The following is a 21,998-nucleotide window of genomic DNA, read 5'->3' as shown; positions in this document are numbered from 1 at the left end:
TCGCTCAGGGCTTCGCCCCATCGTCGCGCGGACCTACGCGCTCGGCGGTGCCGGCATAGTCGCCCTTCCGGGTCGCCTTCTTCTCCGACGTCTGCGGGGTCAGACCCAGCGAGATCAGCAGCGAAGACGACACATAGACCGACGAATAGGTGCCCACGATGATGCCCAGCATCATGGCGGCGGTGAAGCCGCGCAGCACATGGCCGCCCAGCAGCAGCAGCGCGCCCAGCGCCAGCAGGATGGTGACGGACGTCATCACCGTGCGCGGCAGCGTCTCGTTGACGGACAGGTCGATCAACGCCTTCATGTCCATCTTGCGATATTTGCGCATATTTTCGCGGATACGATCGTCGATCACCATCTTGTCGTTGATCGAATAGCCCACGATCGTCAGCACCGCCGCGATGATGTTGAGGTCGAATTCGAGCTGGGTGATCGCAAAGAAGCCCAGCGTCATCAGCACGTCATGGACAATCGCGACGAAGGTCGAGACGCCGAACTGCCATTCGTAGCGGAACCAGCTGAACACCGCGATGCCCAGGATCGCCAGCACGACCGCCAGCACGCCATTCTGGATCAGTTCGCCCGACACCTTGCCCGACACCGTGTCGTAGCGGGAAAAGGTGACGCCGGGGAATTGCGCCGTCATCGCCTTGCGGGTCTTTTCGACGACCGCGTTCGCCGCGCCGGCCCCGCCCTGTTCGGGCAGCGGCAGGCGGATCTGCACGGTGTTGGCGTCGCCGAACTGCTGGAGCGAGCTTTCGCCCACGCCTAGCCGGCCAATGGTGGAGCGCACCTTATCGGTATCCACCGCCTGCGGGAATTTCGCCTCGATCATCAGGCCGCCAACAAAATCGACGCCCAGATTGAGGCCCTTGTGCGCGGTCGCGCCCACGGCCAGCACGGTGAGCAGTGCGGTCAGGGCGAAGGCCCATTTGCGGATCGCAACGAAGCCGATATTGGTGTTGTCGGGGACGAGCTTGAGAAGTTTCATGGGTGTGTCCTCCCGCCCCTCTTAAATGTGAATGTCGGTCGGACGGGTGCGGCGCACCCAGTTCGCGACGACCATGCGGGTGAAGGTGACGGCGGTGAACACGCTGGTCGCGATGCCGATCAGCAGCACGATGGCGAAGCCCTTGACCGGCCCGGACCCCAGCGCGAGCATGATGCCGCCGGCGATGGCGTGGGTCACATTCGCTTCGAAGATCGTGCGGCTGGCTTCCTTATAGCCATGCTCGATCGCCGCCACGACATTGCGCCCCCGTCGCCGCTCTTCGCGGATGCGTTCGTAGATCAGCACGTTGGCGTCCACCGCCGTACCGATGGTCAGTACGAAACCGGCGATGCCGGGCAGCGTCAGCGTCGCGCCCAATATGCCCATGACGCCCAGGATGACCAGCACGTTGATCGCAACGGCCAGGTTCGCATACATGCCGAAGCGGCCATAGCTCACGAACATGAAGACCGCGACCGCGACCACCGCGACCACCGATGCGATCAGGCCCGCCCGGATCGAATCCGCGCCCAGCCCCGGCCCCACGGTGCGCTCTTCCACCACGACGAAGTTCACCGGCAGCTTGCCCGAGCGCAGCGCGATGGCGAGCTGGTTGGCGCTTTCGACGGTGAAGCTGCCGCTGACCTGCGCGCTGCCGCCCAGGATAGGTTCGTTGATATTGGGCGCCGACAGCACCTTGCCGTCCAGGATGATGGCGAAGGGGCGGTTGACGTTTTGCGACGTCACCTGTCCGAACTTGCGGCCACCCGAACTGTTGAAGCGGATGTTGACGATCGCCTGGTTGCTCTGGTCGTAACCCTGGGTCGCGTCGGTCAGATCCTCGCCCGACACCATCACCTGGCGCTTGACCGCGATGAACGGCACGCCAGAGGGGTTGTTGACATAGGGCAGCACTTCGCTGCCCACGGGCGCGCGGCCCTGCGCCACTTCGGACGGGTTGGCGGTCGTGTCGACCAGCTTGAATTCCAGCTTGGCGGTCTGGCCCAGCAGGGCCTTCAAGGCCTTGGGATCTTGCAACCCCGGCACCTGCACGACGATACGATTGTCGCCCTGCTGCTGGATGGTCGGCTCGCGCGTGCCCATTTCGTCGATGCGGCGGCGGATGACTTCGGTCGACACCTCCATCGCGCTCTTGACCGCGTTCTTGATGCCCGCTTCGGTCGGCGTGATGACGATGGTGGAGCTGTTGACCACCTCGACATTGAAATCGCGCTGGCCGGTCAGGCCCGCGCCCTGCGTCAGCGGGCGGATGCGCTCGACCGCGGCATCGACCTGTGCGGGGTCACGCACCATGAAGCTGAGCTTGCCGTCGCGGGCCGAAATATCGCCGATCGCGATCTTCGGATCGCCGCGGCGCAATTCGGTGCGGACCTGCTCTTCCATGTTGGTCAGGCGCTGCTTGGCGACATCCTGCGTCGATGCTTCGAGCAGCAGATGGCTGCCGCCCGACAGGTCGAGGCCCAGATTGACGCGCGTCTGCATGAAGCGCGGCAGGTGCGCGACGGTCGCGTCGGGCAGGAAGCTGGGAATGGCGCACAGCACGCCGATCGCCAGAGGCAGGATGATCGCGAAGATCGCCCAGCGCGAGAAGTTCAGCATGAAGGCGCTCAGTCGTTCGCGGGCTTGGCGGCGGTCGGATCGATCACCTCGGTCAGGGTCGACTTGACCGCCTTGACCTTCAGGCCCGGCGCCAGTTCGATATCGGCGTAAATCTCGTCCACGCGCGCTACCTTGCCGACCAGGCCGCCGCCGGTGATGACCTGATCGCCCTTCTTCACGGCGTCGATCTTCGCCTTATGCTCCTTCATCTTCTTTTGCTGCGGACGGATCAGCAGGAAATAGAAGACGACGAAGATCAGGACCAGCGGCGCCATCTGCACCAGGATTCCGGCGCCGGAGGCTTGCCCGCCCGCGGTCTGGGCAAAGGCTGGGGTAATGAACATGGGTGGGACTGCCTTGTATCTGTCGGTCGCGCACGCCCAGTCGGCGTCCACGGATCAAGGGCGGGCGGCTAACACAGATGGGGGGATAGAGGCAATATGATTAGGGATTCGGACGGCCGGTGGAAAGAGATGCGATTGAGCGCTTGCAACTTCCCATTTGTGCTTATATTGGGCGCCCTCCGGTCGGGACGTAGCGCAGCCTGGTAGCGCATCACACTGGGGGTGTGGGGGTCGGAGGTTCGAATCCTCTCGTCCCGACCAATATTTCAATGACTTAGCCAATATTTTTACCCCGCCGGGGGCCACCAAATTCGCTCTGGTGGTGCGCTGGTGGTGCAAACTTAATTTTGGCGATTGCCACGCAGTGCATCTCAACGCCTCGACATCGCACTCGCCCGGCACCCTTCCGATTGAAGATTCGCCTCACTCTGCTTATGCCAGCCGATAGATGCGAGAGCAGTTGCCTCTTCGCCCCGCCGAGTTCGTCAAAATTCGGGATGGCTATATTGCGTTTCTGAAACGACCAGCAGGAACGGCCTTGACCGCCATCATCCCGACAAGTGTGCTCGGCGCGATGGCATCGGCGGCGAAGCACGGACGCAAACGTCGCAACGGGCTCCACTTAGCGCAATTGGCCTCGGTAGTCGTCGTATTGCTAGCTGTGGTCCTGATCGCTGCTCAGGATCGGATCGCACACGGCGGCGGTTTGGTCCTCCTTTTTGCTGGAGGCTGCACCTTCATATGGGCGCGCAAACGCGCCAAGGTGCGCGATGAACCGGAAATCGAGGAAATCCTCACCGAGCCGGATGAAACGCTGGCGCGTAATCTGCGGGCACTTGACGACTTTCGAAAACAGATCGCCAGCGGCGACATCCCATGCGTCGAGCGACTTCCCGATGGGAACCTTAAGCCCGTTACGAAGAGCGCCCTTCGCGCATTTCTTGCCGATCATGGCACGCTTCTCATTGTCAGCCGGGATCAAAACCTTTGGCAATGCATCCCGCACCGTCCAATTCCCATGAGCGAATTGCTGGTCAAGCTGGGCGGTCGCGTTGCCCCTGCCCTCGTCACCTCCAGAACATTGCTCGACACCGCCGACCGCGACTTATTTGACCGCCGCATAAAGTGGCTTCTTGCCCATTCCGAAGCAGACCCACGTGCAAACTCCTTCCGCGAGGCGATCCAGATCATCATAGCTTTGCGCCGCCCCGAACTCGACGGACTGACGTTCGAACGGAAGAAGGAAATCCTTGGCAAAGAGAGGATTAGCGATAGCCGGATGGAGAAAATCCATGCTGGCGTCTATCCAGCCTTCAACAATTATCTGCGCCAATTGCCCATGCATGAATTCCCGTGAATGCGGAACTGAATAGCGTCCAGCGCCTCCCAAAGCCACGTCCTCCGCTCCAACCAGTGGAAAGGACGCCTTCATGCCCCCTGATCGCAACCAACTTCTGACTGTCGTGGACGTGCTCAACGTCACCGGCTTCAAATCTCGGACCACCCTCTATCGCCGCGCCCGCAACGGCAGCTTTCCCAGTCCCTGCCACATTGGCTCTGGCAAAATTCGATGGCGATCCGGCGATGTCGAGGATTGGCTGAACAGCCTTCAGCCCCGCCGCTACTGAACTGAACCGCAGACGCTTCCCGGCTCCGGCCTGATGGCGGGGGCGGGCCCGTCGCGTCTGCATCCCCCAACCCGAACACCCCAAACAATCGTGGTTTCACGAAAGGATGCCCCATGCCTTCCATCCGCAACAGCATCGATCGGCTGGCCGCCTGGCTGGCTGGCCGGTCCCATGTCACGCTGCGCTTCACGGTCCATCAGCGGCTTGCGCCCATCGTCGAGCCGCTGATCGAGCGGCTGCTGCTCTTCGATGACGATGGCGAGACCTACCGCTGTTCGATCAGCCACTGGACCCTCAACGAACGCCCTGTCCTGCACACCCACCGGGGCGTCGTATCGACGCTGCGGGTGGATGGTCCCCTGCAGGATGCAGGCAGAACCTGTCTCCCGCTGGGCGGACTTATCGAAGCCCCGCATGTCACCGCGCATCTCGATCCCATCGCGGCAAGGCAGCTCGACAACCTGTTGCAGGATGCCATCGACGAAGTGATCCAGAATTGGATCATCGAACACGGCCTTTACGACCAACCCCGTCAGCGCCGGGAGATCGACCGCCGCAGGGCCGACCGCGAAGCCAAGCGGATCATCGCCGCCTGGGTGTCCGATGCCACCGCTGACGCTTCGGGAGAAGCCTGCCGGGAAGGATCGGAGCATGCCTGATCCGGTCGCCCAAAGGGCAAGGTTGCTGGGCTGCGATGCTACGCATCGAGCCGACAATTCAGATACACACCTCACGCACGGGTGCATCCAGCATTTCTGCGGGTTTGACGCGATGCGGATAGCATCCCGTCAAACGGGAGGACACGGGAACGGCGCAATTGCGCCGTTCCTCGCGATGGCGAATAGCATCTCGGCTGGAGCGGTGCGATGAGCGCCCGCGCCCAGACCGTGCGGCTCTCTCCGGCCCAGCACCGCACCCTTGCCGGCTTTGCGAGACAACGCGGCCTCAGCGAATATGCCATGCTCGCCCGCGTCGTGGACACGGGGCTGGCCGCCCTCGCTCAGGGGGCAAGCAGCGCGATCGACGCCCGCGAGATCGTCACCGAACTGGCATCGGTCGGTACGCGCATCGTGGATGTGGAGCGGATGCTGGACCGCGCGTTGTTCACCGCCTGCGCTGCCTATTGCTACGCCCGCAGCGCCGCTAGTGGCGCGCGCAAGAGCGACGCGATCCTCACCGAGGAGATCACCGCCGCCTATAATCGCCAGCGGGGCCTCGCGCGGGAGAACCGGCCATGACCCGCCCCGACGATCGCCGCAACCATGCCGATGCCCTGCGCAAGCATCATCTCAGCACGCAGGGCGCGCGGCTCAAGCGGCAAGCCCTGGTCATGCTCGCCTCCGTTGCTCTCGGCGGACTGACACTGCCCAACATGATGCTAGGCCGCGACGCGATGCTCGCCACCGGCACCTACTACTGGGCGAGGACCAAGCTCTGGGCCGTTTCCGGCTGGGAGGCGGACACAGGGATCGACGTTCACTATCCCGACCATATCGAACAAGGCCGATCGGCGCGCCAGATCATCGCCCATCCCTATTTCCGGCGGCGCGTCGATCTTGTCTGGTCCTATGGAAAGTGGGGCAGTGTGCTGGGCTTCGGCACCTGGCTTGTGGGCCTGATCGCCTTTCGCGGCGCGATGGCGCGGCGACGCGAGCGCCTTCTGGCCGATCGCTGGATCGGCGGAACGCAAGTGGTGGACGAGAAGCAGCTTGCCAGGCTGACCGGGAAGGAGGCTGACGCACGCCCCCTGTCGATCGGCAAGGTGCTGATCCCCGCCCGTCTGGAAACCCGCCACATGGCGATGATCGGCACCACCGGCAGCGGCAAGACGACCGCCCTGCGGCAATTGCTCGACGGCATCGAGGCGCGGGGCGAAGCCGCGCTGGTCTACGACACCAGCGGCGAGTTCATTGCGCACTATTATGATCCGTCGCGCGGCGACGTGATCCTCAATCCGTTTGACGCCCGCTGCGCCTTCTGGTCGCCCTTCGCCGAGATCGCCCATCCGGCCGATGCCGACCGCATCGCCCACCAGCTCATCACCGAGACCGGGCAACATGACAGCGACGTGTGGCTCGATACCAGCCGTATCCTTGTCGCCAACATGATCCGGGCCTTGTGGCAGGAGAACAGGCGCACCCTGCCCGACCTGCTCCATGCCCTGAAGAACCGCCCCAAGGACGACCTCAAGGAATGGCTCGCCACCAGTTCATCGGCCCGCACCTTTGCCGACGATGCCGACCGGGCCACGGGCAGCGTGCTGTTCATGCTGGCGAAGGCAGCGGACCTGATCCAGTTCCTGCGCGCTGAGGACGGCAAGGCGGGGCCCTTTGCCTTCCGCAGCTTCATTGAAGCGCTGGACCGGCATCCCGGCGCGCGGCCGTGGATATTCGTGCCGAGGAAGGAGGACTATTTCGAGGCCTCGAAACCATTGCTCGCCTGCTGGCTGGAATGCGCGGCCGGCGCCGTGCTGGGCCTACGCCCTTCCGAGGAGCGGCGCATCTGGTTCGTGCTGGACGAACTGGCCGACCTGCCCCGTGTCGACAATCTGGCGAGGCTGCTGCCCGAGGGCCGCAAGTTCGGCGCTGCGGTCGTGCTGACCTTCCAGGCGCTGGGGCAGATGCAGCACCGTTATGGGCCGCAGATCGCCGAATCCATGCTGGGCTGCTGCAACACCAAGCTGTTCCTGCAAACCATCGACAGCGACACACGGCAATGGGCCAGCCAGACCATTGGCGATTGCGAGATGGAGATCCGCACCAAGACAGACATGCTGGGTGACGGCGACGAGGGCCACCGCATCAACTTGGGCAGAATGCGCGAGGTGCGGCCAGCTGTCATGGAGAGCCAGCTACGCCTTGCACGGCACGAGGGCTATCTGCTGCTGCCCGACGGCTTGCCGGTGGCCAGGATCAGGCTGACCGCCGATCATATCGCGCGGCGCGGCGATCCCCACCAGCCGGGGTTCATCGCCGCCGATCCGTCGACCATGCTCGGGGGGCAGGCCTCGCAAGCTGTGCCGCCATCACCGGAGCCGTCGTCGTCACCGTCCCCGAAGCCCGACAGTCAGGGGCCGGTGTGATGGTAGCTTCCGTTTCTGCCCTCACCAGTTCAGCGCAGGCCAGCAACTATTATGAGGCCGACGACTATTATGCCGAGGGCGGGCTATCGCCCTCCGAATGGCAGGGCCAGGGTGCGGAGGCGCTGGGCCTGTCCGGCGAGGTGGATCGCGATCAGTTCCGCGCCTTGCTCGACGGCAAGGTTGCCGACCAGCAGCTTGGTACGTTCCGCGACGGGCAGTTGGAGCATCGCCCCGGCTGGGACGTGACCCTGAGCGTGCCCAAGTCGGTGTCGATCATGGCGGAGGTGGCGGGCGACCGGCGGTTGATCGAGGCGCATGGGCAAGCCGTGAAAACCGCGATGGCCCATGTCGAACGCCATATGGCCGCCACCCGCATCCGCGATGGCGGCACCGTCGCCCGCGAGGCGACCTACAACCTGGTGATCGCCAGCTTCCAGCACAACACCAGCCGTGCCCAGGACCCGCAGCTGCATACCCACAATGTCATCCTGAACGCGACGCGAGGCGAGGACGGAGCCTGGCGCAGCCTCGAACCGCGCGCGCTCTACCAGCTTCAGAAGCAGATCGGGGCGATCTACCGGCAGGAACTGGCGTTGAAGGTCCGGGAACTGGGCTATGAGATCGAGGCGGGCAAGGAGTCCCTGTTCGAGATCAGGGGTGTCCCCACCGCAGTCCTCGAGACTTTCAGCACCCGCAGCGCGGAGATCGAGGCGGCGCTTGTGGAACGCGGTACGTCCCGCGACACGGCCAGCGCCATCGAGAAGCAGGTCGCCACGCTTGACACCCGCGAAGCCAAGGTGGCCGCTGATCCTGCCGCCCTTGTGGCGGAGTGGCGGGAGACGGCCAATAAAGCGGGGTTTGGTGCCGAAGCGAGATCGGCGATGGTCCGGGAGGCCGAAGCGAAAGCCGCCGATCCGTCCCATCGCGCCGCCCTCGAATTGCAGGGCGACGGCTCCGCCGTCCGCGCCGTCGTCCATGCCGCCGACAAGCTGGGCGAGCGGCAGTCGGTATTCTCAGCCGCCGCCTTGCAAGAGGAGGCTGGACGAATCGGGCTGGGCAAGATCGGGTACGCCCAGATCGGGGCGGCCATCGATGCCGCGACGAAACAGGGCGGCTTGATTGACCGCACCCATATCGACCGGCGTGGGGCGGAGTTCGCCGGGTTTACCACCCGGCAGAATGTTGAGACTGAAGCCAGGATGCTTCGGATCGAGGCCGAGGGGCGCGGCGGGCTTGCCCCCATCGCCTCGCCGCTTGCCGCGGCCAAGGCTGTCGCCAGCGCAGCGGCGCAGGCCGAGCGCGCAGGCCATGGCTGGAATCCCGATCAGCGCGCCGCCACCGAGCAGCTTCTGACCAGCCGCAACCGGATCACCGCCGTCCAGGGCTATGCCGGCACCGCCAAGACCACGACCGTGCTGGCGACCTTCGCCCGCGAAGCCAAAGCGCGGGGGATAGCCGTGAAGGCCTTGGCTCCGACCGCGTCGGCGGCGATGGTGCTGGGCGAGGCGCTGGGCACGCGCGGCGATACCGTCGCTCGGCACCTGCTGTCGCCAGAGCGTGGCGATCCCACCCGGCCCGCCGCGTGGATCGTGGACGAGGCATCCCTGTTGTCGGCGCGCGATACCGCGCGGCTGTTCGATCTGGCCGCGAAGCATGACGCCCGGATTGTGCTGGTCGGCGACGTGAAGCAGTTGGGTTCGGTCGACGCGGGTGCGGCCTTTGCCCAGTTGCAGGGCGCTGGCATGGAAACCGCCAAGCTGGCCGAGATCGTGCGGCAGACCAATCTTGCCACCAAGGAGGCCGTGCTGGCGTCGATCGAGGGAGATGCCAGGAAGGCCATGGCCGCGCTGGACCGGGGTGGTGGGCAAATCGTCGAAAGCGCCGATCGGGCCACACGCTTCGCCGCCATTGCCGAGCGGTATGCCATGCGCATTTCGCGGAAGTTGGGCAGTGATTTCGCGCGATCTCGGGCACGCGTTTCACGGCATCGCGGGCAGCCATTTCGCGCCCTCGGGCAGGCTGGCCAACGGGTGTTATTGAGTCAGGGCTGAAGGCTTTGGTCAAGCAATTTCATGGTGCTCATCTTTTTTCGCATGCTGTCGCCGCTCAGGGTTAGGCGGTGAGCGTTGTGGACCAGGCGGTCGAGGATCGCATCTGCCAGGGTGGGATCGCCGATAACCTCGAACCATTGATCCACCGGAAGCTGACTGGTGACGATGGTGGAGCCCCGACCTTGTCGATCGTCGAGGATTTCCAGCAGATCGCGTCGCTCTGTTGCCGTCAGGACTGAGAGCCCCCAATCATCAAGGATGAGCAGTTCCGTACGTTCGATGGCTTTGAGAACGCGGGCATGTCGTCCGTCGCCTTTGGCTATGGCCAACATCTGGAACAGGCGGGGCACGCGATGATAGACAACCCGGCGACCATCACGGCAAGCTTTGTTGCCCAGTGCGCAGGCGATCCAGCTTTTGCCCAACCCTGTTGGCCCTGTGATCAGCAAATTTTCGTGCCGGTTGATCCAGCTGCCATCGATCAGATGCGCCATCACCGCGACATCAATGCCGCGAGGGCTGCGCATGTCGATATCTTCAACACAGGCCGCGTGGCGCAGGGCGGCAAAACGTAACCGCGTAGCCAGCTTCTTGGCGTCACGCTCTGCAGCTTCGCGATCGACGAGCAATCCCAGCCTTTCTTCAAAGCTGAGGCTTTCAAACGTCGCGCCAACGCGCCGCTGTTCATGAAGTGCCTTTGCCATACCGGAAAGCCCGATAGCCTCCAGACGGTCGCAAGTGGGATGGGACAGCAACAGTAATCTCCTCTGTCAGTGGTAATAGTTCTGGCCGCGGATGTTGCGGTGTTGCAGCGGCAGCTCTTCGGGGTCTGGTTCCAGGAAAGCCTGATCAAGACCGGTCTTCAGGATCGAGCGGATGGATGCGACCGATCGGGCCTTGATGGCGACGGCCCGGCGGCATGCGGCATCGATCCGCCGGGGCTCGAAGCTTTTGGCCAACGACAGCACGCCCAGGCAGGTTCGGAAGCCTTGTTCGGGGTGCGGCCTGTCCTGCATTACGATATCGCAAAACGCAGCCACGGAGGGCCCCAGCTTTGCGGCGCTGTTCAGAATGCGCGTCGCGGACCATTCGGCATAGCGGCGGTGCGCCGACGGCATATGCTCGGCCGCCGTGACATGACTACGCCGTCCGGGATCGCGCAGATGGCTAGCGACGCGTTTGCCACGATGGAAGATTTCTACCGTGGCATGAGTAACCCGCGCGTCCACGTCCTGCCGGATCAAGTTGAACGGCACAGAATACCAGCAGCGATCTACCTCGATGTGATAATCGGGGGCGACACGGGCCCGTTTCCAGCGCGCAAAGACATAGGGATCGGCGGGCAGCGGCTGCAAGTTCGGACGATCCAATGTGGCGAACAAATCAGCGCGACTGGCGCCATAGTCACGCATGACGCGCATGTTCAATTCGTCGAGCAATGGCCGGATGGCAGTGTTCAGCTCGGCTAGTGAGAAGAACCTGCGATTGCGCAACCTTGCCAGGATCCAGCGCTGGGCGACTTGCACGGCTACCTCGACTTTGGCCTTGTCTTTTGGCTTTCGCACGCGCGCCGGCAGGATTGCTGTGCCGTAGTACCCGGCCATTTCAGCATAGGTCCGGTTCAAGCCGGGATCATAGCGGTCCGGCTTAATCACAGCCGATTTCAGGTTGTCGGGTACGACCACCTTCGGCACACCGCCCAGATAGGCAAACATCCCCACATGGGCCGCAATCCAATCCTCCAGCCCTTCGCTGGCAACAGCCAAGGCGTAGGTATAGCTTGAGGCCCCCATCGCTGCGACGAACAGCTTGGCCGCTTTCACCTCACCGGTTGCCGGGTCAACGATCTCGATCGTGTCGCCGGAGAAGTCGACAAACACCTTTTCGCCGCCCACATGCGTTTGCCGCATGCTCGGCCGTACACGGCCTTTCCACGCGTCAAAGTGGGTGCAAAACCATGTGTAGCCAAATCCGTGGGGGTGCTGTGCCCGGTATTCCTGCCACAGCAACATGCGCGTGACCCCGCGCTTGCGCAGTTCCTGATCAATTACGGCCCAATCCGGAACTGGCCGGTCTGGATCGGCCACGTCTGAAGCGTTCGGGAATAGCAGCAGCTCAAGGCTGTCATCATCCAGCCCCTCCGGCAGGGGCCAGCCCAGTCCAGCATCCCGGGCGCGCCGCAGGTACGTGCCCACACTCCCTTTCCCAAGCCCAAGCGAGGACGCAATCGCCCGCTCACTCAGCCCTTGGGCAAACTTCAATCGCAAAACGTCGCGAATACGGCGCATGGTCAAACGTCCTGTCGGCATTCCAATCCTCCTGTGTTTCAGGAGGCGGAGTAACTGCAGTTCGTTGGTCATGCCTGCCCGCGATCGCGCGAAATCAGTGCCCGCGATCGTGTGAAATAGGTGCCCGGCTTCCCGTGAAATCGCTGCCCGCGATCAGATGAAATCAGTGCCCGCGATCACGCGAAACGCGCAGTATGCCAGGCTGGACAAGGCGGGGCGCGCCCGCACCCTCGTTATCGAGCCGTCGCGCGAGGGGCGCGACGCGCTGACAGCCGACATTCGTACGGCGCTTACCCGGTCGGGGGCGCTGACCGGGCCTGCCGTCCCGGTGGAAGCTCTCGTCAACAAGGGACTGACCCGCGCGGAGGCGCGCGATCCCTTGAGTTACGACATGGGCGATGTTGTCCGCTTCACCCGCGACTATGCCGACAAGGGCGTCGTGCGGGGTGAAGCCTATCGCGTCGAGCGCATCGACCCGGCCAGGGCTGCCATAGCGCTCAAGGCGGAGGACGGGCGCGAGGTGGACTGGCGCTCGCGGCAATGGGGTGCGGGGCATGCCCAGGCCTTCTCAGCCCAGCCGATCGATCTAAAAGCCGGCGATGCCATCCGCTTCACCCGCAATGACCGGGAGGCAGGCCGGATCAATGGCGCGCGCGCCGAGGTAATCGCCGTGGATCAGCAGGCTCGCACCGCCACCATCCATATCGGGCAAGGAACGACCGAGACGCTTCATCTCGATTCTGCCCGCGACCGGCATATCACCCATGGCTATGTCGATACCGCCTTTGCCGCGCAGGGGCGCACCGCCGATCATGTCATCATCCATGCTGACAGCAAGGCGGTCAATCTGGTCGATCAAAAATCCTTCTATGTGGGGATATCCCGAGCAAAGGAATCCGCGACCATCTTCACAAACGATCGCGGCAAGCTGGTCGCTGCGATCAGTGAACGGGCCGGCCAGGTGCAGACTGCTATCGCTCAGGCGGCGGCATCCGGGTTGGCGGCTGGCACCGCGAAGGGAGCTGGTCTTGGGTGAGGCTTGGCTTACGCCCACAAGCCTAAAGGGGCGGCGTAAATCAGTTGCCTTGTCCCGTTTTTCTAACCCACCGTTTGTTTGTTTGCTTCATCGAAGGAATGACCGGGGCTGCGGACGTTCCCGAAAGTCCGCTTCGGGCTGGTTGATCGGGGCAAGCCGCCTTTGGTTCAGATAGGCCTTGAGGTGCCGGCTTGTCGACTTTGGGGGGCGGAGCGATTCTGGGACTAAATCGCGCTAAGGCCGCTTATACTCAGGTAAGTTTCCGAGGCGCTAGCGGATCGGACGTTGCGCGCTAAATATCTGTGATCGTTCGCTTGATGGGATCGATGTGATGGACCTGCCGTCCCAGGGACATGGCATATGCCACAATGTCAGCAGTGCCGCCCCGTCCGACCGCGTCCTCACCATCCCAAACGGCAACCATGCGATCCACATCTCTGACGATCCATTTTCCTGCATCTAGGAAGGCACCCTCGTCGGGCTTTTTCGATCGCAAATCGACAATCTGGGCCATTGCGAGAAGTCTCTTATACTCCTTGAGCGGTTCATCTTCGAACTGGCTAGCATAGCCCTCAATGGGAACGACAGCTATCAGCTTGCCACCCGCATCCAGCACGGCGTCTGCAAAGACTTGATCGGTGCCCGCCGCCAAGCTGGAATAACCGAAGATGATCGATTTTCCCGCGAGATATTGGTCGATGCGCGACCTAACCCACCGCCAGTCGATACCCTCACGCCGTTGATGGCCAGTTACACCGATTTTCATTTCCTACCCTCCTAACAGGCGAACGCGAGCAAGCGTTGCCATAGCGATTGCCAGGGGATCGCGGTCACAGCCTGAAAGACGTAGATTCCAACGAACACGCGCGGCACGAACTTCTCAGTCTCGTAGAAGGAATTGTGCTTCTTGCCGTCACCATCTGGATCGAGCCTTGCCCATTCTTCCGTGAAAGGTTGCTCGACCAGCTTCCGTTCCATGTCGTTGATCACACCAAACTTGGCCGTGTTGAGCGTTTTATAGCTGAGGATAGATCGGCTCCAATATCGGCAAACCAGCACGCCAGCCAGCGACACCAACAACGCTGTCTTGAGGGGAGGGGTGCCGCCTCCAAAATATGCTGATCCGCCAACCAGAATCGTGTTTATCGAAAGGTAGAATGAGTTAGCCACCTGCCGCCGCTGGCTAACCCTATCCGCCATTTCGACCATCAACTTGTATTGTTCTAGGCGCTCAGCTTGCTCGACTTTGCGCCGATCAGAGACGGATTGGCCTTGTAGATACTGTTGGCCTTTCACCAGAGGCAATCCTGCTGGGGCAGCGTCGCTACCCACCGTACCCGCAGCCAGCATCTCATTTCTTGTTCTTGCCTTCACCCATCATCTGAGTGACCGCAGCGGCGACGCCATCCCAAGTCCAAGGGATCGTGCGATTCCGCGCCAATCCGACCGGAAGCGTGCTATTTGCATCGGCACCACCGACATACACGCCGAAATATGGAACGTCTTGAGCTTTCGCCATCGCAATCTCTTTCACGACGCCCGTGGCTGTGCTCATGTGTTTTCCAACAAGGACAATCATCAAGTGAGTTTTATTGATTTTCGCCTTTACGAGATTTTCCCACTGCGACTGAGCCATTGGCTCCTTCGCTGACCAATCCTCGTGACTAAACGGTGTCTTTGAATGCCAGGCCTGCCCTGCGAAGAGCATTTTCTCGTTACTGTTATTGTCGACGTCAAAGCTGATGAACGCGCGTGGCTCCGCCATTGATACCTCCCCGGTTTGCAACCATGAGTTTGGCTCGGTTGCTTAATCAGCGCAATGACCACGAATCGAGAGTGAAGTTTTTCAAGATCGATCTTTGCGACAGGACGAGCCAACACATTTTCGTAGCCTCGGTTCTCACGGAACCCTGCTCAATTGGCGGTCGCGTCATGCGTCCAGACAAGGTATGGGTGGAGAACAAAACAGGTGCGAGGAGCTGCATTGGACCAAGAGGAACCACGCGAAGCGATCTTCATCAGCCACGCAAGCCCGGAGCAGAACATGTTCACGCTCTGGCTCGGCGCCAAGCTGGCGGCGATGGGCTATGAGGTCTGGGCTGACGTCCTGCGCCTCAAGGGCGGCGATGATTGGCAGCGCAAGCTCGAACATGCCCTACGCCATCGCGCGGCCAAAGTGCTCCTGGTCGCGGATCCGGTCTCGGTGGACAAGCAGGGCGTCCGCAACGAGATACAGATTGCGTCCGACATCGCACGCCGGATTGGTGACGAGGAGTTCATCATCCCCTTGAAGCTGGCGCCGTTCGAAGCACCCTTTCTGATCGCCCATGCCCAATATATCGATTTTGAGAAGAGCTGGGCCGCAGGTCTGGCCGAGTTGCTAGATGTCTTAGGGCTAACCTACCGCATCCCCCGAACCGAACCCGTGAATGGCAGCGTCTGGCGCGACGTGCATCTTATTAATGCCAGGCGGATCCAGTCGCAGCCAGAGGCCCTCATCTCCAACTGGTTGCTGATGGACGCAGTACCCAAGCGCATCCGCCAGTTTCGCTTTCCAGATGGTGTGCCTCAGGCCGCGATCGACAAGAGCCTCAAGGGTGCGCCGTGGCCGCTGGTCCCGTTCCGCGAGGGATTTTTGACCTTCGCGCCCGCGCATGACCTGCAGGATCATTTCGGGCCAAGCCTTCCCCTACGCGCAGCGGGCTCGCTATCGCTGGGAGCCTTTCTCGACAAGGGTTGGGAAGAAAATGCGATCGAGCCTTGGGTCTCCCGCAACATATTTGCCGACCTTGTACGCCAAGGTTTGGAAGCCGCTTTTCGGAGCCGGCAGCTGGAACCCTACCAGCTGTCTGGCACTCAGCTGGCCTGGTGGGCGCGCGCCGATGTGGCGCCATCCAATCAGGTCGCGTTCCAGATGGGTCAATGGTCGGGCTCTCGGCAAATTCAGGGCTACTCCTCGAAGCGTGGCCTGCATTGGCATTTCGGTATTTCCGTGGCCGCGCGCACTGCACCAGTTCGCCATGTGCGGGTGCTCAGCCGCCTTATTTTTAGTACCGATGGCCAGAATGCGATGGACGATGTGAAGAAGATGCATCGCCAACGTCGCTCGTTTGCCAAGGGCTGGCGCAACGCACGCTGGCGGGACATGCTGCTGGCGTTCCTGCACTGGATGGCGGAGGGAAAAGCGGTCCTCGAAGTACCTATGAGCAGCAGCGAAAGCATCGCTCTCAAAATTCCGCCAATGCAGTGGACCGCGCCCGTCAGCATCCCGCTCGCCGGCGACGACCAGATGAGCGATGAAGACGATCCTACCATTGATGAGGATGACGATGATGGCTTCGACGAAATCGAAGACGCGTCGGACGCAGCGTAGCGCGCCGACTTATCCGCGGGTGCGCTATATGCGCGAACCTACGCTTGAATTCGCGATGGGGCAAAAGCTGGCCTATCCACGTGATGGTCTCTTTCTCTATGGGCCGGTTGGCGATCCCCGGGACCTGCCGAGCATTCGCTATGGGGTCATCGGCACTGCGCAGGGCGTCCAACGGTTTCGCCGCTGGTCGGCTTCGATCACCCGGGTGATCGAGATTCCCAAGCCCGGGCTGCGCTCCCGCGAGGTCGAGCCCCAGCATGTCCCCTTCCCTGGCTTCGAGCAGGCCTTTCACGCGGCTTGGCCTGATGAGCCGGTACGCGTGATCGACGACCTAGACGAAGGTGAATTGGAGCGCATTCTCAAGATCGACAATCGGCACGAAGCTGTGCGCGGCGCGGTCGATGTTTATGTGGCGCGCCTCATTGCGGAAGCAGACCGCATGGAGAATCCGCCGGCCTTTTGGTTCGTCATCATTCCGGAAATTGTCTACTCACTAGGGCGTCCCAAGTCTTCCGTCCCCAAGTCCGAACGAAGCGCCGGCGTCGTCTCGATAACGGTTGCACGGGCACGCCAATTGCAGAGGCAGCCAACCCTGTTCGGGGACGATGAGCGGGAAGCGGCGGTCTATCAATATGCCACCCATTTCCGGCGACAGCTTAAGGCAAGGCTGCTCTCGAAGCGGATCGTTACTCAGATTGTTCGTGAAACGACCTTGACGCCTGACGAATTCAAGCGAGAGAGCGGCATGCCAATACGTCGTGTCGAGGATCCGGCTACGATCGCGTGGAAGCTTTGCACTGGCGCCTATTACAAGGCGGGCGGCAAACCTTGGCAGCTCGCCAATGTCCGCCCGGGCGTCTGCTATGTCGGCTTAGTCTACAAACGCAGCGAATTGTCCGCGGACGCCCGCCATGCGTGCTGCGCCGCGCAGATGTTCCTTTCCGATGGGGAGGGTGTCGTGTTCCGAGGCGCGCTGGGGCCTTGGTTTCACACTGATTCCCGGCAGTTCCACCTAGATGAGCCGGCGGCTGCTAACTTAGTGAGTATGGTCGTCGGGGAATATGAGCGACTCCATAACGCACCACCGCGCGAGCTCTTCATCCACGCGCCCTCCAATTTTACCGACGAAGAGTGGCTGGGGTTCCAGTCCGCCTGCGGAGAAGAAACCAATCTGGTCGGCGTCCAGATCTCCGACGCAAAGGACAATGTGAAACTCTACCGGCCGGGCGGTTATCCGGTCATTCGCGGGACGGCGCTCGAGACCTCCAACCGCCACGCATTCCTGTGGACATCCGGCTACGCGCCGCGCCTCGATACCTACATGGGACCCGAGACACCCAATCCCATTTCTGTGCGAGTCGCGCGGGGCATTTGTTCCCTTGATACTGTGCTTGCGGATGTTATGGGTCTGACCAAAATCAACTTCAACAGTTGTCTTCACAACGATCGACTGCCGGTCACAATCCGGTTCGCCAACGCAGTGGGCGACGTGCTGATATCGGCACCGATGGATGGCGAGCCAAAGCTTCCGTTCAAATTCTATATCTGATTTCAGGACTCAGCTACGAGCGGCGGCTTTTACGGCCGCAGAACTACGGCTTCAACGTCGGCTATGGCGGCGGCTCAGGCCGTAGCTACCGGCTTGTCAATCGGCGTGCAAACGGGACCCCCTATCGGCGCGCAAAAGGGACCCCATTTCAAGATGGCGCAAGGTTGATCTGACGCGCTCTCCTGCGCTGCGCGCGGCGTAGGGAGGGCGTAGCCCGACCGAAGGCGCGCGCAGCGCAAAGCATCTTTTAATTGAGGGCCGATGGGGAGGATCAGCTCCGGTTTTTGAAGCGCCAGCTGTCATTGCCGGTCTCGACTATGTCGCAATGATGGGTGACGCGATCCAGGAGCGCGGTGGTCATCTTGGGATCACCGAACACGGTGGGCCACTCCCCGAAGGCGAGGTTGGTGGTGATGATGACACTGGTTTGCTCGTAGAGCTTGCTGATCAGATGGAACAGCAACTGGCCGCCCGATCGGGCGAACGGCAGATACCCCAGTTCATCGAGCACGATGAGATCGAGGCGGGATAGCTGGGCGGCGAGTGTGCCGCTTTTGCCGATCCTGGCCTCCTCTTCGAGACGGGTCACAAGATCAACGGTGTTGAAGTAGCGGCCCCGCGCACCCGAGCGCACGACATTAGCGGTGATGGCGATGGCCAGATGGGTCTTTCCGGTGCCTGTACCGCCGACCAGGACGATATTGCGCCGCGCGGGCAGGAACGCGCCGCTGTGCAATGAACGCACCAGTCCTTCGTTGATCGGGGTGCCCTCGAACCGGAAGGCGTCGATGTCCTTCACGATCGGCAGCCTCGCGGCCGCCATCCGGTATCGGATCGACGCGGCGTGGCGATGCGTCGCTTCCGCCCTCAGAAGATCGGTCAATATCTCCATCGTGGTGCGCTGGCGCTGAAGGCCGGTGGTGACCGCATCGTCGAACGCGCCTGCCATGCCTTTGAGCCCGAGCCCGCGCATGGCCTCGATCATGTCATGCCGCTGCATCGAAGGTCCTCAGCTGGTCGTAACGGGCACAGTCGGCGATCGGAGGATGGCGCAGCGCGCTGTCCTCGGAGGTGATGATCGTGAGTGGACGCGGCGGTTCCCGGCGTCGCGCCAGGATGTTCAGGATCAGGTCGTCGCTTGCCGTGCCCGTCGCCAGTGCCTCGCGCACCGCCGCTTCGACAGGCTCCAGGCCATCGGTCAACACAGCCGACAGCACACGGACGAACCGGCGATCAGCATCGTCGCCATTACCCAGCTTGCGGCGCAGGCGGGCAAGCGCCGGTGGCAGATCCCAGCCCTGGAAGGGGGCGCCGTTCCGCAGCGCGCCGGGCTTGCGGGCCAGCACCGGCAGATAATGCCAGGGATCATAGATCGTGCGGTTGCGCCCGAAGTAGCGAGGATGTTCGGCGACAACCTCCTCGCCGCAGCGAACGACGATACGATCGGCATAGGCGCGGACCTGCACAGTGCGCCGTGCCACCGTCGAGAGCACCGAGTAACGGTTGCGGTCGAAGCTGATCAGGCAGGTGCCCGTCACGGCATGCTCGCTCTCATTGAAGCCGTCGAACGGCCCCAGCATCGGCTGCAGCGCGGATCGTTCGATCTCCAGCACCTGCGCCACGGTCAGCTCTCCCTGTTCGGGATGGGCCTGCCGTTCCGCCCAGCGCCGACACTCGGCCTCCAGCCAGCCATTAAGCTCTTCGAGGCTGGCGAACCGCAGCCGGGGCTGGAAGAAGCGGCCACGGATCGTCTGCACCTGGTTCTCGACCTGGCCCTTCTCCCATCCCGCCGCAGGCGAGCAGGCCGTGGGCTCGACCATATAATGGTCGGTCATGATCAGGAACCGCCGGTTGAAGACTCGTTCCTTGCCGGTGAACACGCTCGTCACCGCCGTCTTCATATTATCGTAGATGCCGCGCTCCGGCACGCCGCCAAAGAAGGCAAAGCCGCGCGCATGCGCGTCGAACAGCATCTCCTGGCTCTCGCGAGGATAGGCTCGGACATAGACCCCGCGTGACGCGCACAGTCGCATATGCGCGACCTTCACCCGCATCGGCTTGCCGGCGATCTCGACATCCTCATGGCTCCAGTCGAACTGGTAGGCCTCGCCTGGCCTGAACATCAACGGGATAAAGGCGGTGACGCCATCGCCGGCATCCTTGCGCCGTTCGATCTTCCATCGCGCCGCGTAGCGCCGCACGGCATCGTAGGAACCCTCAAAGCCTTCGCGCACCAGCAGGTCATGGATCCGCGTCATCCGCAGCCGTTCACGCCTGCCGCGCACCTCGTTCTCTTCCAGCAGCGTGTTCAGACGATCCTGAAACGGACCGATCCTGGGCAGTGGCTGAATCTTGCGCTGATAGTCGAATGCGCCCTCCGGCGCTCGGATCGCCTTACGGATGACCTTCCGCGACACATGCAGATCCCGCGCGATCGCCTTGATCGCCTTGCCCCCGGCATACTCCGTAAGCGTGGGCTGGAGGCCGCAGATCAGGCGGCTTCGGCGATCGGTTGCTGATCTGGCTGCCAGTTCCAAGGCATGAGTTCATCCCAGCGCGCGGCAGGCCAGTCGCCAGCGATCTTGGCGATGACATCGGCGATGTAGGCCTGCGGTTCGAGGCCATTGAGCTTGGCAGTCTCGATGATGGAGTAGATGGCAGCGGCCTGATCACCGCCCGCCTTTGATCCTGCAAACAGCCAGTTTTTGCGGCCCAGGGCCACGCAGCGCATGGCGCGCTCCGCAATGTTGTTATCAATCTCCAGTCGGCCATCGTCGAGGAAGCGCGTGAGCGCGACCCAGCGCTTGCGGCCATAAGCGATCGCCTTGGCCATCTCCGACTTGGGCGAAAGACGGCGCAGCGCATCGTCGAGCGCCTCGTGCAGTTCGTCGATCAATGGCTTGGTGCGGTCCTGTCGGCTTCGTCGTCGGATATCAGGCTGATGGCCGCGAACCTCTGCTTCGATCTCATAGAGTTGGCCGATGCGTTCCAGCAGATCAGTGGTGAGCGGTGTCGGCTTGGTCGCGTGGATGTCGAATATCTTGCGGCGGAAATGCGCCCAGCAGGCGACCTCGGTGACGCGGTTGGTGTCGTAGAGCTTGTCGTATCCGGCATAGCCGTCCGCCTGAAGATAGCCGGTGAAACTGGCCAGCTGCCGTTGGGGATGTGCGCCTGTCCGGTCGGTGGTGAACTCATACCAGACCAACGGCGGTGAGGTCGCACCAGAACCGCGATCGTCGACGGCATAGGCCCAGAGCCTGCCGGTTGCCGTCTTGCCACGTCCCGGATCGAGCATAGGGACCGGCGTATCGTCGGTGTGAATCTTTGAAGCCGTCAGTCCGACCTCGCGGATGCGACTGACGATCGGGTCGAGCAGCACGGATGCTTGCCCGACCCACCCTGCCAGCGTCGAGCGGTCGATCTCGATGCCTTGGGCGGCCATTATCTCGGCCTGACGGTAAAGCGGCAGATGCCTTCACCTTCCATTCGGACAAGCCGTTGCTGTTGCGATCCAGCACAACAGCGGCAGCGGCGGAGGGGCTAGAGAAGCTGTAGGGCTTGACGAAGGTGTACCGGCCATCGGCACCGGGTTGCAGCACGCCTTGCTTGACCAGGTTGTCTTTCAATGCGCCATAGCTTTGCTGGACATAGCCGGTGTCCTTCAGCGCCTGCGAACCTTCCAGTACCACGAATTCGCCATCTTCCTCCACTGCCTGCGCCTGCACGCCGGACTTGTGGCGGATTTCGAAGGTCATCTCGCCGCTGGTGCGCTGCGCCACCGGGGTGGCCGTCTGCGTCACCGCGCGCGGTTGAGGCTTCAGAAGATCAAGGCCCACAACCGGCAGGATGATTTTCAGATTGGCTAGGAACTGCTCCATGTTCGCCTGATCCGCCTCTGGCAGGCGACGGCGCTGCCCGGCGGGGCTGGTGCCATTGTCGAGGGTAACGCGGTTCGCCTCGGTTGCCATATGGATCAGCCGCGCCTCCAGATACTCGACATGGCCCTTAGACAGATCATCATCGCTGGTGGTGA

At 62.4% G+C, this 21,998-nt stretch carries 19 protein-coding genes, 1 tRNA gene and 2 pseudogenes; 10 read left to right on the top strand and 12 right to left on the bottom strand.

Features of this window, described 5'->3' with window-relative positions; translation table 11 throughout:
* Window positions 1–4: 4 nt before the first annotated feature.
* The 3 genes from secF to yajC are packed head-to-tail and all read right to left on the bottom strand — an operon-like array spanning window position 5 to window position 2,958.
* On the bottom strand, window positions 5–994 hold the full coding sequence (gene secF, locus SBA_RS04995; RefSeq protein WP_224550587.1) for a protein translocase subunit SecF: 990 nt from the start codon (window positions 992–994) through the stop codon (window positions 5–7).
* 21 nt (window positions 995–1,015) lie between these two features.
* A complete protein-coding gene (gene secD / locus SBA_RS04990; protein WP_261936096.1) occupies window positions 1,016–2,614 on the bottom strand; it encodes a protein translocase subunit SecD in 1,599 nt (532 codons plus the stop codon).
* A gap of 8 nt (window positions 2,615–2,622) precedes the next feature.
* On the bottom strand, window positions 2,623–2,958 hold the full coding sequence (gene yajC, locus SBA_RS04985; protein ID WP_224550589.1) for a preprotein translocase subunit YajC: 336 nt from the start codon (window positions 2,956–2,958) through the stop codon (window positions 2,623–2,625).
* A gap of 184 nt (window positions 2,959–3,142) precedes the next feature.
* On the opposite strand from yajC, the gene SBA_RS04980 reads away from it, so the two are divergent.
* From SBA_RS04980 to mobF, 7 genes are all read left to right on the top strand, one after another.
* A tRNA-Pro gene (locus SBA_RS04980) sits at window positions 3,143–3,219 on the top strand.
* Between the two features lie 277 nt (window positions 3,220–3,496).
* A complete protein-coding gene (locus SBA_RS04975) occupies window positions 3,497–4,315 on the top strand; it encodes a hypothetical protein (protein WP_224550590.1) in 819 nt (272 codons plus the stop codon).
* A gap of 73 nt (window positions 4,316–4,388) precedes the next feature.
* A complete protein-coding gene (locus SBA_RS04970) occupies window positions 4,389–4,586 on the top strand; it encodes a helix-turn-helix transcriptional regulator (RefSeq protein WP_037464378.1) in 198 nt (65 codons plus the stop codon).
* A 113-nt stretch (window positions 4,587–4,699) separates the two neighbouring features.
* Window positions 4,700–5,245, top strand: coding sequence for a hypothetical protein (locus tag SBA_RS04965; RefSeq protein ID WP_261936095.1), 546 nt, complete (start codon window positions 4,700–4,702; stop codon window positions 5,243–5,245).
* Between the two features lie 207 nt (window positions 5,246–5,452).
* Window positions 5,453–5,824, top strand: a complete 372-nt coding sequence (locus SBA_RS04960) for a hypothetical protein (RefSeq protein ID WP_066704052.1) — start codon at window positions 5,453–5,455, stop codon at window positions 5,822–5,824.
* A complete protein-coding gene (locus tag SBA_RS04955) occupies window positions 5,821–7,668 on the top strand; it encodes a type IV secretion system DNA-binding domain-containing protein (RefSeq protein ID WP_261936094.1) in 1,848 nt (615 codons plus the stop codon). Before SBA_RS04960 ends, SBA_RS04955 begins: the two co-directional genes overlap by 4 nt.
* Window positions 7,668–9,719 carry a MobF family relaxase gene (mobF, locus tag SBA_RS04950; RefSeq protein WP_261936093.1) on the top strand — a complete coding sequence of 684 codons (2,052 nt, stop codon included), beginning with the start codon at window positions 7,668–7,670 and terminating at the stop codon, window positions 9,717–9,719. The genes SBA_RS04955 and mobF overlap by 1 nt, the downstream gene beginning before the upstream one ends.
* Here the strand turns inward: mobF and istB (SBA_RS04945) are convergent.
* On the bottom strand, window positions 9,710–10,474 hold the full coding sequence (istB, locus tag SBA_RS04945) for an IS21-like element helper ATPase IstB (protein ID WP_006956108.1): 765 nt from the start codon (window positions 10,472–10,474) through the stop codon (window positions 9,710–9,712). The genes mobF and istB (SBA_RS04945) overlap by 10 nt on opposite strands.
* A 15-nt stretch (window positions 10,475–10,489) precedes the next feature.
* Window positions 10,490–12,028 (bottom strand): IS21 family transposase, encoded by a 1,539-nt coding sequence (gene istA / locus SBA_RS04940; protein WP_007200412.1) that lies wholly within the window; start codon window positions 12,026–12,028, stop codon window positions 10,490–10,492.
* Between the two features lie 145 nt (window positions 12,029–12,173).
* On the opposite strand from istA (SBA_RS04940), the gene SBA_RS04935 reads away from it, so the two are divergent.
* Window positions 12,174–13,043 (top strand): hypothetical protein, encoded by an 870-nt coding sequence (locus tag SBA_RS04935; protein ID WP_261936092.1) that lies wholly within the window; start codon window positions 12,174–12,176, stop codon window positions 13,041–13,043.
* A 292-nt stretch (window positions 13,044–13,335) separates the two neighbouring features.
* On the opposite strand, the gene SBA_RS04930 is transcribed toward SBA_RS04935, so the two are convergent.
* The 3 genes from SBA_RS04930 to SBA_RS04920 are packed head-to-tail and all read right to left on the bottom strand — an operon-like array spanning window position 13,336 to window position 14,808.
* Window positions 13,336–13,809, bottom strand: a complete 474-nt coding sequence (locus SBA_RS04930) for a hypothetical protein (protein ID WP_261936091.1) — start codon at window positions 13,807–13,809, stop codon at window positions 13,336–13,338.
* An 11-nt stretch (window positions 13,810–13,820) separates the two neighbouring features.
* Window positions 13,821–14,393, bottom strand: a complete 573-nt coding sequence (locus tag SBA_RS04925; RefSeq protein ID WP_261936090.1) for a RipA family octameric membrane protein — start codon at window positions 14,391–14,393, stop codon at window positions 13,821–13,823.
* A 1-nt stretch (window position 14,394) separates the two neighbouring features.
* Entirely contained in the window at window positions 14,395–14,808 is a 414-nt protein-coding gene (locus SBA_RS04920) for a TIR domain-containing protein (protein WP_193829184.1), read from the bottom strand.
* Window positions 14,809–15,027: 219 nt separating this feature from the next.
* Here SBA_RS04920 and SBA_RS04915 point away from each other — a divergent pair, with 219 nt between their 5' ends.
* Both SBA_RS04915 and SBA_RS04910 read left to right on the top strand, forming a co-directional pair.
* The gene (locus SBA_RS04915; RefSeq protein ID WP_261936089.1) at window positions 15,028–16,416 is read left to right on the top strand and encodes a toll/interleukin-1 receptor domain-containing protein; all 1,389 of its coding nucleotides are present in this window, start codon (window positions 15,028–15,030) and stop codon (window positions 16,414–16,416) included.
* Complete coding sequence (locus SBA_RS04910) at window positions 16,340–17,965, top strand: argonaute/piwi family protein (protein ID WP_261936088.1); 1,626 nt, start codon at window positions 16,340–16,342, stop codon at window positions 17,963–17,965. Before SBA_RS04915 ends, SBA_RS04910 begins: the two co-directional genes overlap by 77 nt.
* A 271-nt stretch (window positions 17,966–18,236) precedes the next feature.
* On the opposite strand, the gene istB (SBA_RS04905) is transcribed toward SBA_RS04910, so the two are convergent.
* The 4 genes and pseudogenes from istB (SBA_RS04905) to SBA_RS04890 form a co-directional block, all read right to left on the bottom strand.
* A complete protein-coding gene (gene istB, locus SBA_RS04905; protein ID WP_261934260.1) occupies window positions 18,237–18,965 on the bottom strand; it encodes an IS21-like element helper ATPase IstB in 729 nt (242 codons plus the stop codon).
* Window positions 18,952–20,460 carry an IS21 family transposase gene (gene istA, locus SBA_RS04900; RefSeq protein ID WP_261936681.1) on the bottom strand — a complete coding sequence of 503 codons (1,509 nt, stop codon included), beginning with the start codon at window positions 20,458–20,460 and terminating at the stop codon, window positions 18,952–18,954. The genes istB (SBA_RS04905) and istA (SBA_RS04900) overlap by 14 nt, the downstream gene beginning before the upstream one ends.
* Window positions 20,457–21,437: pseudogene (gene tnpC / locus SBA_RS04895) on the bottom strand (IS66 family transposase); the annotation flags it as partial. The gene istA (SBA_RS04900) and the pseudogene tnpC, both read right to left, overlap by 4 nt.
* Before the next feature lie 61 nt (window positions 21,438–21,498).
* A pseudogene (locus SBA_RS04890) lies at window positions 21,499–21,720 on the bottom strand (DUF4357 domain-containing protein); the annotation flags it as partial.
* Window positions 21,721–21,998: the final 278 nt, after the last annotated feature.

The organism is Sphingomonas bisphenolicum (genome assembly GCF_024349785.1).
GTDB lineage: Bacteria > Pseudomonadota > Alphaproteobacteria > Sphingomonadales > Sphingomonadaceae > Sphingobium > Sphingobium bisphenolicum.
The sequence above is the reverse complement of the archived record's forward strand: the minus strand, read 5'-3'. Positions and strand labels throughout refer to the sequence as shown.

What these genes read in the sequence shown, in the direction of transcription:
- SBA_RS04930 (WP_261936091.1), bottom strand. Translation starts at nt 13,809, where the DNA reads ATGAAAATCGGTGTAACTGGCCATCAACGGCGTGAGGGTATCGACTGG.
- SBA_RS04970 (WP_037464378.1), top strand. Translation starts at nt 4,389, where the DNA reads ATGCCCCCTGATCGCAACCAACTTCTGACTGTCGTGGACGTGCTCAAC.
- SBA_RS04965 (WP_261936095.1), top strand. Translation starts at nt 4,700, where the DNA reads ATGCCTTCCATCCGCAACAGCATCGATCGGCTGGCCGCCTGGCTGGCT.
- secF (WP_224550587.1), bottom strand. Translation starts at nt 994, where the DNA reads ATGAAACTTCTCAAGCTCGTCCCCGACAACACCAATATCGGCTTCGTT.
- SBA_RS04920 (WP_193829184.1), bottom strand. Translation starts at nt 14,808, where the DNA reads ATGGCGGAGCCACGCGCGTTCATCAGCTTTGACGTCGACAATAACAGT.
- SBA_RS04925 (WP_261936090.1), bottom strand. Translation starts at nt 14,393, where the DNA reads ATGCTGGCTGCGGGTACGGTGGGTAGCGACGCTGCCCCAGCAGGATTG.
- SBA_RS04955 (WP_261936094.1), top strand. Translation starts at nt 5,821, where the DNA reads ATGACCCGCCCCGACGATCGCCGCAACCATGCCGATGCCCTGCGCAAG.
- SBA_RS04960 (WP_066704052.1), top strand. Translation starts at nt 5,453, where the DNA reads ATGAGCGCCCGCGCCCAGACCGTGCGGCTCTCTCCGGCCCAGCACCGC.
- secD (WP_261936096.1), bottom strand. Translation starts at nt 2,614, where the DNA reads ATGCTGAACTTCTCGCGCTGGGCGATCTTCGCGATCATCCTGCCTCTG.
- SBA_RS04910 (WP_261936088.1), top strand. Translation starts at nt 16,340, where the DNA reads ATGAAGACGATCCTACCATTGATGAGGATGACGATGATGGCTTCGACG.
- mobF (WP_261936093.1), top strand. Translation starts at nt 7,668, where the DNA reads ATGGTAGCTTCCGTTTCTGCCCTCACCAGTTCAGCGCAGGCCAGCAAC.
- yajC (WP_224550589.1), bottom strand. Translation starts at nt 2,958, where the DNA reads ATGTTCATTACCCCAGCCTTTGCCCAGACCGCGGGCGGGCAAGCCTCC.
- istA (WP_007200412.1), bottom strand. Translation starts at nt 12,028, where the DNA reads ATGCCGACAGGACGTTTGACCATGCGCCGTATTCGCGACGTTTTGCGA.
- istB (WP_261934260.1), bottom strand. Translation starts at nt 18,965, where the DNA reads ATGCAGCGGCATGACATGATCGAGGCCATGCGCGGGCTCGGGCTCAAA.